The sequence below is a fragment of the Streptomyces sp. NPDC002520 genome, assembly GCF_053595235.1.
The window spans coordinates 174,239-184,305 of the sequence record NZ_JBSFXG010000018.1 but is presented as its reverse complement, the minus strand read 5'-3'; the positions used below and the strand labels follow the sequence as shown (position 1 = coordinate 184,305).

The window sequence follows — 10,067 nt, the reverse complement described above, 5'->3', positions numbered from 1 at the left end:
GTCGGCGGCGAGGTGGACCTTGCTGGTCTGCCCGCCCCTGGAGCGTCCAAGGAGCGCGGCCTTCAGTCGGAGTTTCCGCCGACGCCGGATGCGTCGTCGTTCTTCCCGCGCGGGATCGCTTTCGGCCTCCTGCCCGCTTTGTTCTTCGAGGACGCCCCCTTTGACCTGGCCTTCTCCTCCTCGGCTGCGGCTTTCTCCAGGGCGGTGAGGACGTCCTCGCCGAGGTGCATCCCGGCCGCGTCGTGGTGGGCCCGGGCGGTGGTGGAGTCGATACTGACCAGGGACAAGTCCACCTCACCGCGCTTCGCGGCTTCCGTGATCAGGCCCTCCAGCAGGGCCTCGAAGACACCGGCATCACGCCACTGCCGGAAGCGGTTGTGGACGGTCGACCAGGCGCCGAACTCCGCCGGCATCTCCCGCCACTGCCCGCCCGTCTTGAACCGCCAGATCACACCCTCGAACTGCTGCCGCAGCCGCTCGGGGTACGGGCCATACTCGCCGATCGGCAGATACGGCCCGATGAACTCCCACTCTGCATCCGTCAGTTGTACTCGCGTCACGCAAGACGATCTACCGGATCACGCCTCACAGTGAGAGCGAATCCCGCATATTGATCACGACCCGATACGCGCCCTAGCCCAGGGGCCTCGCCCTCCCCTCCGTCCAGGGACTTTTCAGGGACTTTCAGCACTGTCCGAGGGACTTCCGAGGGATTTTCCGCCGCCTAACGCGGCGAGCCCCTGAAAGATCGGAAAGGGCCTCCGCCGCAGGTTAGAGGCCCTTCCTCAGACAAGGCCGCAGGCAGCGGCAGACGAGTCGGGCTGTACGCCGGGTTCTGGTCTGCATGCGACACGAGATGTCAGGGCGGAGTCGTGTGCCGTGGGTACACAAAGGTTTGAAGAAGGCTCTGGCTCCCCAGCGGACTCCCTAACCGGTGTTCAAGCAGTCCACGACGTTGCAGCCGAGCCGATCCACGGCTGTAGCCACCGTCGTACAGCCCCTCTCATTGCGAAGCCGAGGGCCCAGCTTCGGCTGCCGACACCTCCCAGTCGTCGGCACAGCCGATGATGTGGCACCCGACAGACGCGGCGGCAGTCAGCACGTTCTCGTGTTGCCGCTCCGGAGATCACGTGGCGAGCTTCATCCGCGAAAGCCGTCGCACGCCGAGCAGGCCCTTCCCACAGCCGTCGTGGACATACGCCGCCGAGACCGGCTCGCCAGAAGCCACCTTTCCCAGCGCGCCAGCCTGACCTGGTCGGATGAAATATTCGGCAGCCGCAGCCCGAGACCTACCTCCCCGGCCTCCACCTCCGCACCTTAATGATCTGGATCAACGACCTCCTCCAGTGAACTGGTTGATCACAACATCACACAGGCCATAGCCGGCGTTTGACGGAAGCGCCGCGGCTATCGGTCCGCCGTCGTTTCAACCCGTCGCTGACCCTCAGGGCAGTTCGCCCAAGGCAGACGACCATGACTTGAGACCTGCGCGAACACCATGCCAACGTACGGGTGCTGGCAAAACCGCAGCTCAACGAGATAGGAGGACCCGGCGTCATGGACTGCTAAGCCCGAAATCAACAGTCGTACCTCAGCCCCCTGATGCAGTCAAAACGTGCACTACCACAATTTCCCGGTTTCACCAATACCGGACTTCTCCGGATCGTGAGTGCATCAACTTTCCTCACCCTGGAGACCGGACATGCATGAGCAGATCGCGTCCACGCATGAAGCCGCGTTCTTGAACCTGAACAAGGCGGCAGAATACCTTGGCATTTCACCGAACACCCTGTATGTCTGGCGTCACCGACGGCAGGGTCCGCCGAGCTTCCGTATGGGCCACCGCGTCATGTACAGGATCTCGGCGCTGAATGAGTGGGTCATAGCGCAGGAGCAGGCGGATTCACGTTCCAACGCTGCTCTCAATCCTCTCACCCAAGGCCCGATGAAGCGCGCCGTACCCACTCCTTGAAGGCTGTCCACGAGCCCGAAGACGGTGCGTCGGTCTCTCGGCGTCCCGGCGCCCAACTTCCCACCGTGCCATACGACCATAACCCAACTGAGTTCATAGGAGAACGTTCCCTTGGCGGGGTACATAGAAGACCGCTGGCTCAAAAAGAAGCCCAACAAGGACACCGGTAAGCGGGAGCGAACTGCCCTGTGGGGCCAGGGTAAACGCTATCGGGTGAAGGGCATCCCGGGCGTCCGGGACCGCTCGTTCGACACGAGCGAAGACGCGAAGCAGTGGCTCGCCAAGGCGCAGACCGACACCACACGTGGCGAATTCGTCGACCCTCGCGACGGGGCGATCCCCCTCGTCCAGTACATCGAGAAGCACTGGTGGCCGGGCCGATCGGACGAACCGTCGACCGCCGCCCCCATGCGCAGCAAGATCTGGAACCACATCATCCCGTTCCTGGGTACAACCGCGCTCCGGGACATCGACGCTGCCGTGCTGCGCACCTGGAAGGCCCAACTGCTGACACGGGTCGAGGCGTCCACGGCCCAGGTGATCTGGATCCACCTTTCCACGATCCTCGAAGCCGCCGTCGACGACGGCCGGCTGGTCAAGAACCCCTGCAAGGCCCGCCGGAGTGTCAAGGCGCCCAAACCCGCGAAGAGGAAGGCCAAGGCATGGGCCAGGCCGACCGTGGAGGCCGTCCGGGCGGGCCTCCAGGATCGATACCGTATCGCGGTGGACCTCGGTGTCGGCCTCGGCCTGCGCCAGGGCGAGGCGTTCGGCCTCGGCGAGGAGGATTTCGACTTCGATGCCGGTGTCGTACACGTCCACCGACAGCTGCGGTGGGACTCCAAGGGAAGGCCGTACTTCTGCCTGCCCAAGGGCGGCAAGACGCGAGACGTTCCCCTCTCCCCCAACCTCGCCAAGCGTGTCCGGGACCATCTGCGCCGCTTTCCTTCGGTCGCCTGCACGCTCCCGTGGCGCAACCCTGAGCCGCCGACGACCGAGTTGGAAGCGCGACAGCGCAAACCGATCACCGTCCGGCTGGTCCTGATCACCTCGCAGGGCAATCGAATCAACTACTCGATGTGGAACAGGCTGAGCTGGCGGCCCGCACTCGCAACGGCCGGTGTCCTGAAGAAGGTCGGCGAGAAAGTCAGGACGTACGGTGGCCGCAGCCGTCGGTACCCCATCTATGAACTCTCCAGGGAGGACATGTTCCACGTCCTCCGGCACACATACGCGAGTACCCAGCTTGAGGCAGGCGAGTCGGTCGTGAGCGTGTCCGCGTGGCTCGGGCATGCTTCGCCGCAGACCACACTGACGCACTACGCTCATTTCATGCCCGGTGCGGGCAAGCGGGGCCTCGCCGCCATGGACGAGTGGTTCAGTCAAGATCCACAACCGAATGTCCCTGAGAAATCCCTGGGCGCCCCGCACGCCCGCAACAGGCCATGAACCCGCAGGTGAGGGCAGTAATCGCGCACACTGACAGCGTGTACACCGAGTACAAGGAGCCGCTGTACGCCGCTCCCCCGCTGCTCCAGCGCATGGTCGAGGCGGGCCGGCTGGGCCGGAAGACCGGCTCGGGCTTCTACACCTACGGCTGACCACGCAGAGCGACGGCCCCGTGGGCCCGGCACCGGATCCGGTGCCGGGCCCGTCTGTTTCACACACCGTGTGCGCGCCGGGCTCGCATATGCCGTTCGCACACGCTCCCCATGCGCCCACCAGGCGAGTTGACTCTTCATGCGCATGCAAGGGACGCGGAACCACCGCGTCCGACTACGGAAGGGAGTGAACCCGTGACCGCCGAGCCTGAGCATCCTGTGGTTCACGAAGAACTCGCAGAGTTACGCCGCCGCCTCGACGTCGCCTACGTGCGGGTCGAGGGAGGGCTGGCGCTGCTCAGCCATCGCACCGAGGAGACCGTCAAGGAACTCGACGAGCTGAACTCCCGCATGATCTCCCTGGAGCACGCACGCTGGCCGCTGCCCTCCGTCGCCGTGCTCACGGCCCTGGGAGCCCTCGTCGCGACGATCTGGCCGGCACTGGGCCGCTAGCCCTCGGCGAGCCTCATGTGGTGCAGCAGGAGTAACGCGGCCGCCATGTTGGCGGCCGGGACCTCCCCTCGGGCGATCAGGTCGGGGACGACTTTGAGCGGGACCCATTCACGGCGGTCCGACTCGAAGTCGTCCACGGGGTGGCCGACGTACTGGCCCCGGTCGGACCAGTAGATGTGGTGCCGGGCGTCGGTCAGGCCGTTGGACGGTTCCACGCTCATCAGGTGGCGCAGGGGTCCCGGCCGCCAGCCGGTCTCCTCCTCCAGTTCTCTGGCTGCCGCACTCACGATGTCCTCGCCGTCCTCCACAACTCCGGCTGCCAGTTCCCAGCCCCAGCTGTCGGTGATGAAGCGGTGGCGCCACAACAGGAGGACCTCGCCCGCCTCGTTGACCACCGTGGCCACGGCCACGGGCCGCAGCCGGATCACGAAGTGGTCGAGGTGCCGGCCGTCCGGCAGCTCGACATCTGCGAGATTGACGCTGAACCACCGGTTTGCATACACAGTTTGTTCATTCTGTTTCGTCCACTGCACGGTTCTGCCACCTTCCGTCGAGTAAGTGGCAATATCGCAGCAGGGACTGTGTACCTACAGTGCGCCTACAGGGGTACGCGCAGTGCACCGTCGATGAGTTCGGCGGCCTCGGCGGTCCCGGCCGAGCCGCACCGCACCAGATGCTCGCGCACCGCACGGAGTCTGTCGCGCAGCCGCTGCGACTCCATTCCGCGGGCCTGCTCGGCCATCCGCACGGCCGTGGCCACCGCCTTCTCGGCATTGCCCTGGCGCAGTTCGATGGTGCTGAGCATGGCGAGCCGGTGCACCCGGCCCCGGTCGTGAGCGGGGTTGTCGACCGCGGCCGCCGCGTGGTCCCCGGCCGCGGCGATTTCCCCGAGGCTGAGCAGCGCCTCGGCCACCTGCACATTGACCAGCCCCGGCTGGACGTAGCCGGTCTCGTCCGGCTCGTGGCCGCGCCGGATGTGTTCCGCGGCCGTCTCCGCGCGCCGGATGCAGGACAGCGCACTGCTGGAATCGCCGAGGTGGGCGTACGCCTTGGCCTGCATCGCGTACAGATCCGAGGCGAGCGCCGGGGTGATGTGCTTGCCGGCAGCGCGCAGCGCGGCCTCGGCGAAGGCGACGGCCTGCCGGTACTCCCGCATGAACAGGGACTGGTTGACCAGCAGCGCGATGACGTACGCCCCGAGCCCCCGGTCCCCGCTGGCCTTTGCCAGTCGTAGCGCCTGGTGGAAGTAGCGCTGGGCGAGACCGTGCGCGTCGGAGTCGTAGGCGCAGATGCCCGCGACCGCCACCAACCCGCCCGTCGCGCGGTGCAGTTGACGCCCCGTGGCATCGGTGTAGCTGCCGCGCAGCAGCGGGGCCGCCTCCGCGTTGAGGAAGCCGACGATCCGGGTGCGGGTCGCGATGCCGCCGGCCTTGCGGTACATCTGCTCGTAGTGCGTGCGGGCGGCACGCAGCATCTCGATGTCGGCCGCGGTGACCCGGTGCCGGCCGCCGCGCGAGACGTCCACGTCCTCGGGCGGGTTCTCCCACTCCCACACCGGCATGACGGCGGGGGTGCCGGTCACCGTGGGGGCGCCGAGCACGTGCGGGCGCTGCTGTTCGTCGGAGCGCCACAGTGCGGTGGCCCGCTCCACGAAGCCGGAGAGCGAACCGGCGTGCGGACTGCTCGGCTCGCCGGGCACACCGAGGCCGATGTCGTCCAGGGTGACCGGCCGGTGCAACCGGGCCGCGAGCACCTCGCAGATCAGGTCGGGTACCTGGCCGCGCGGCCGCTGGCCCTTCAACCACCGTGCCACAGCGGTGTGTTCGTACCGGAGAGCGAGGCCCCGGCGCCGGCCCGCCTGGTTGACGTGGGCGGCGAGACCGGCGTGCGAGATCCCCGCCTCGTCCAGGATCGCGTCGAGCAGTGTGTTGGGCTGCATGGGTTGCCCCCCGAGTGGCCTGGTCCCGTCAGCGCAGTCAGCGCAGTCAGGCTAGTGTGTCCGCTTTCACACGGGGTGTGAACGGAGTACGCGCATCCGCAGCGTGTGCACACTGTCGCGGAGAGTGGCGGGCCGGTTGACTGAGGTGCCTCGCAAGAGGACGGCCAAGCCGCCGGCTCCCCCTCCAAAAGCGGCGGCTTGGCCGGGTGCGGCCGCTGTCTCGGCCGGCTGCGACTGCGGGGGCGGCAGCGGCGCGTTGTCTCGGCCGCGGGTCCGCGGGGTGTCCGTGCGGCGCGGGTCCGGGCTCGTCGTGGGCTGCCTCGCGAAAGCCGCGTCAGCCGACCTGAAGGGGCGCAGGGAACGACGCGGCCGGCCACGGGAAAACCCGCAGCCGGCCGCGAACAGAAAACCTGACGGCGATCAGCCCCGAAGCACAGCCCCGGTCCGCTCGCCCGCCAGGGCGACCGCCGCGTCACGAGCGGCAGACGCCTCGTCCACGGTCAGCGTCCGGTCCCCGGCCCGGAAGCGGAGCGCGTACGCGAGCGACTTCTTGCCCTCGCCCAGCTGCTCCGCGTTCTCGTACACGTCGAACAGCCGGATGGACTCGAGGAGTTCACCCGCGCCCTCGCGCAGCGCCGCCTCGACCCGCGCGGCCGGGACCGGCATGTCGACGACGAGGGCGACGTCCTGCGTGGCGACCGGGAACGTGGAGATGCTCGGCGCCTGCGGGACACCGTCGCCGACGGCCGAAACGGCGTCCAGGTCCAGCTCCATCGCGCAGGTGCGCGCGGGCAGGCTCAGCGCCTTGACCACACGCGGGTGCAGTTCGCCCGCGTGGCCCACGACCTTCTCGGCCCCGTCGGCGACGACGACCAGTTCGGCGCAGCGGCCGGGGTGCCAGGGACCGTACTGGCCCTTGCGCACGACCAGCTCGGCACCGGCCTCGCGGGCGACGGCCCGGGCCGCCTCGACCGCGTCGGCCCAGCCGGCCGGACGGCCCGCGCCCCACCAGCCGGCCTGCTCGCGGGCGCCCGCGAGGACGACGGCGACGTGGCGCGGCTGCTCGGGCAGCGCGGCGTTCAGCGCGGCGAGCTGCTCGTCGGTGGGACGGCCGTCGACGGACAGGTGCCCGGCGACGCGCCGCTCCTCGCCCGGCTGGAAGACCAGACCGGTCTCGAACAGGGCCAGGTCGTGCGAGCCCCGCCCGTCGTTGCGGCGCAGGGCGCCGAGCAGGCCCGGCAGCAGCGTCGTACGGAGCGCGGGCTCCTCGTCGTTGAGCGGGTTGGTCAGCTTGACGACGCGGCGGGCCGGGTCGTCCGCCTCCAGGGCGAGCTGGTCGAAGACCTGCTCGGCGACGAACGGGTAGTTCGGCGCCTCGACGTAGCCCGCACCGGCCAGTGCACGACCGACGCGGCGGTGCAGCCGCTGCCGGTGGGTCAGGCCGCGGCCCGAGGGCAGCTTGGGCAGCGTGGAGGGCAGGTTCTCGTAGCCCTCCAGGCGGATGACCTCTTCGGCGAGGTCGTTCGCCTCGAGGAGGTCGGGCCGCCACGACGGGACGGTGACGTTCAGCTCGTCCTGCCCGTAGACGTCGCAGCCGATCTCCTGGAGGCGGCGGACGACGGTCTCGCGGCCGTAGACCACGCCCGCGACCTTGTCCGGGTGGTTCGCCGGGACGGTGATCGTGTGCGGCGCGGAGGGCGCGCTGACCTCGGTGACGCCGGCCTCGGCCGTGCCACCCGCGAGCAGGACCAGCAGGTCCACGGTGCGCTGCGCGGCGGCAGCGGCGGCCTGCGGGTCGACACCCCGCTCGAAGCGACGGGAGGCCTCGGAGGACAGCTTGTGACGGCGGGCCGTGCGGGCGATCGCGACCTCGTCGAAGTGGGCGGCCTCGATGACCACGCCGGTCGTGGCGTTCGCCCCGTTCTCGGCGTCGTGGTCGGCGATCTCCGTGTTGGCGCCGCCCATGACGCCGGCGAGGCCGATCGGGCCGCGCTCGTCGGTGATGACCAGGTCCTCGGCGTGCAGCTTTCGCTCGACGCCGTCGAGGGTGACGAGCTTCTCGCCCTCCTCGGCACGGCGCACGCCGATGGTGCCCTGGACCAGGCTCCGGTCGTAGGCGTGCAGGGGCTGGCCCAGCTCCATCATCACGTAGTTCGTGACGTCGACGGCGAGCGAGATCGGGCGCATGCCGACCTTCTGCAGACGGCGCTGCAGCCAGATCGGGGAGCGCGCCTCGGGGCTCAGGCCGGTGACGGTGCGCGCGGTGAAGCGGTCGCAGCCGACCGGGTCGGAGACCTGCACCGGGTAGCCGAAGGCGTTCGGGGCGGGGACGTCGATCAGGGCCGGGTCGCGCAGCGGCAGGCCGTAGCCGATCGCGGTCTCGCGGGCGACGCCGCGGATGGACAGGCAGTCGCCGCGGTTGGCGGTGACGGCGATGTCCAGGACCTCGTCGACCAGTTCGAGCAGCTCGATGGCGTCCTTGCCGACCTCGGTCTCCGGCGGCAGCACGATGATGCCGTGGGTGCCGTCGTCGCCCATGCCCAGCTCTTCGGTCGAGCAGATCATGCCGTGGGACGTCTTGCCGTAGGTCTTGCGGGCGGCGATGGAGAAGCCGCCGGGGAGGGTCGCGCCGGGCAGGACCACGACGACCTTGTCGCCGACCGCGAAGTTACGGGCGCCGCAGACGATCTCCTGGGGCTCGCCGGTGCCGTTGGCGGTGCCGACGTCGACGGTGCAGAAGCGGATCGGCTTCTTGAAGCCCTCCAGCTCCTCGATGGTCAGCACCTGGCCGACGACCAGCGGGCCCTTGAGGTCGGCGCCGAGGTGCTCGACGGTCTCGACCTCGAGCCCGGCCGAGACGAGCTTCTCCTGGACGTCGCGGCCGGATTCCGTCGCCGGCAGGTCGACGTACTCCCGCAGCCAAGAAAGCGGGACCCGCATCAGATCTCCATCCCGAACGGCCGGGTGAACCGGACGTCACCCTCGACCATGTCTCGCATGTCTTCGACGTTGTGGCGGAACATCAGCATCCGCTCGATGCCGAACCCGAAGGCGAAGCCGCTGTACTTCTCCGGGTCGACGCCACAGGCGGCCAGCACCTTGGGGTTGACCATGCCGCAGCCGCCCAGCTCGATCCAGCCCTCGCTGGAGCAGGTGCGGCAGGGCCGGTCGGGGTTGCCGACGGACTCGCCGCGGCAGACGTAGCACACCATGTCCATCTCGGCGGACGGCTCGGTGAAGGGGAAGAAGTTCGGGCGCAGCCGGGTCTTCATGCCCTCGCCGAACAGCGACTGGACCATGTGGTCCAGGGTGCCCTTGAGGTCGGCCATGGTCAGACCCTCGTCCACCGCGAGCAGCTCGACCTGGTGGAAGACCGGGGTGTGGGTGGCGTCCAGCTCGTCGGTGCGGTAGACGCGCCCCGGGCAGATCACGTAGACCGGCAGCTCACGGTCGAGCAGCGAGCGGATCTGGACCGGCGAGGTGTGGGTGCGCAGCACGACACCGGACTCGGTGCCGCCCTCGGGGCCCTGCACGAAGAACGTGTCGGCCTCGCCGCGGGCCGGGTGGTCCGGGCCGATGTTGAGGGCGTCGAAGTTGAACCACTCGGCCTCGACCTCGGGGCCCTCGGCGACCTCGTAGCCCATGGCCACGAAGACGTCCTCGATGCGCTCCGAGAGCGTGGTCAGCGGGTGCCGGGCGCCGGCCGGTACGCGGTCGAACGGGAGCGTGACGTCCACGTCCTCCTCGACCAGCACGCGGGCGTCCCGCTCGGCCTCCAGCTCGGTCTGGCGGGCGGCGAGGCCCTTGTTCACGGCGCCGCGGGCCATGCCGACGCGCTTGCCGGCCTCGGCCTTGGCGTGCGGGGGCAGGGCGCCGATCTCCCGGTTGGCCAGCGACAGCGGGGAGGCCGGGCCGGTGTGGGCGACCTTGGCCTCGTGGAGCGCGTCGAGGGAGTCCGCGGCGGCGAAGGCGGCGAGCGCCTCGTCCCGCATGCGCTCGATCTCTTCCGGTTTCAACGCCTCGACCTCTACAGGGTCGTACGACTTATTCGGTGCCGACATCTCTTCCCGTGCTTCCGATTGGCTGGCTGAAGGTCCCCGTCAGC

Annotated in this window: 7 protein-coding genes and 2 pseudogenes; 4 read left to right on the top strand and 5 right to left on the bottom strand. The window is 69.1% G+C overall.

The annotated features are described in order from the left end of the window. A pseudogene (locus ACWD5D_RS25060) lies at positions 1-560 on the bottom strand (transposase); the annotation flags it as partial. A 1,142-nt stretch (positions 561-1,702) separates the two neighbouring features. Between ACWD5D_RS25060 and ACWD5D_RS25055 the strand changes: the two are divergent. The 4 genes and pseudogenes from ACWD5D_RS25055 to ACWD5D_RS25040 all read left to right on the top strand — a co-directional run bounded on the left by ACWD5D_RS25055 (position 1,703) and on the right by ACWD5D_RS25040 (position 4,023). After that, positions 1,703-1,972, top strand: coding sequence for a helix-turn-helix transcriptional regulator (locus ACWD5D_RS25055; protein ID WP_451374972.1), 270 nt, complete (start codon positions 1,703-1,705; stop codon positions 1,970-1,972). Positions 1,973-2,083: 111 nt separating this feature from the next. Then, positions 2,084-3,418 carry a tyrosine-type recombinase/integrase gene (locus tag ACWD5D_RS25050; protein WP_451374971.1) on the top strand — a complete coding sequence of 445 codons (1,335 nt, stop codon included), beginning with the start codon at positions 2,084-2,086 and terminating at the stop codon, positions 3,416-3,418. Positions 3,419-3,450: 32 nt separating this feature from the next. Next, positions 3,451-3,570 (top strand): annotated as a pseudogene (locus ACWD5D_RS25045) (3-hydroxyacyl-CoA dehydrogenase family protein); the annotation flags it as partial. Positions 3,571-3,765: 195 nt separating this feature from the next. Further along, positions 3,766-4,023 carry a hypothetical protein gene (locus tag ACWD5D_RS25040; protein ID WP_451374970.1) on the top strand — a complete coding sequence of 86 codons (258 nt, stop codon included), beginning with the start codon at positions 3,766-3,768 and terminating at the stop codon, positions 4,021-4,023. On the opposite strand, the gene ACWD5D_RS25035 is transcribed toward ACWD5D_RS25040, so the two are convergent. The 4 genes from ACWD5D_RS25035 to pheS form a co-directional block, all read right to left on the bottom strand. Further along, positions 4,020-4,556: an NUDIX hydrolase gene (locus ACWD5D_RS25035; protein WP_451374969.1), complete on the bottom strand. Its 537-nt coding sequence runs from the start codon at positions 4,554-4,556 to the stop codon at positions 4,020-4,022. The genes ACWD5D_RS25040 and ACWD5D_RS25035 overlap by 4 nt on opposite strands. A gap of 65 nt (positions 4,557-4,621) precedes the next feature. Continuing rightward, positions 4,622-5,962 (bottom strand): transcriptional regulator, encoded by a 1,341-nt coding sequence (locus tag ACWD5D_RS25030; RefSeq protein WP_451374968.1) that lies wholly within the window; start codon positions 5,960-5,962, stop codon positions 4,622-4,624. Between the two features lie 420 nt (positions 5,963-6,382). Beyond that, on the bottom strand, positions 6,383-8,902 hold the full coding sequence (pheT, locus tag ACWD5D_RS25025; protein WP_451374967.1) for a phenylalanine--tRNA ligase subunit beta: 2,520 nt from the start codon (positions 8,900-8,902) through the stop codon (positions 6,383-6,385). Then, complete coding sequence (gene pheS, locus ACWD5D_RS25020) at positions 8,902-10,023, bottom strand: phenylalanine--tRNA ligase subunit alpha (RefSeq protein WP_451374966.1); 1,122 nt, start codon at positions 10,021-10,023, stop codon at positions 8,902-8,904. Before pheS ends, pheT begins: the two co-directional genes overlap by 1 nt. Positions 10,024-10,067 lie beyond the last annotated feature (44 nt).

What these genes read in the sequence shown, in the direction of transcription:
- ACWD5D_RS25055 (WP_451374972.1), top strand. Translation starts at nt 1,703, where the DNA reads ATGCATGAGCAGATCGCGTCCACGCATGAAGCCGCGTTCTTGAACCTG.
- ACWD5D_RS25030 (WP_451374968.1), bottom strand. Translation starts at nt 5,962, where the DNA reads ATGCAGCCCAACACACTGCTCGACGCGATCCTGGACGAGGCGGGGATC.
- pheT (WP_451374967.1), bottom strand. Translation starts at nt 8,902, where the DNA reads ATGCGGGTCCCGCTTTCTTGGCTGCGGGAGTACGTCGACCTGCCGGCG.
- pheS (WP_451374966.1), bottom strand. Translation starts at nt 10,023, where the DNA reads ATGTCGGCACCGAATAAGTCGTACGACCCTGTAGAGGTCGAGGCGTTG.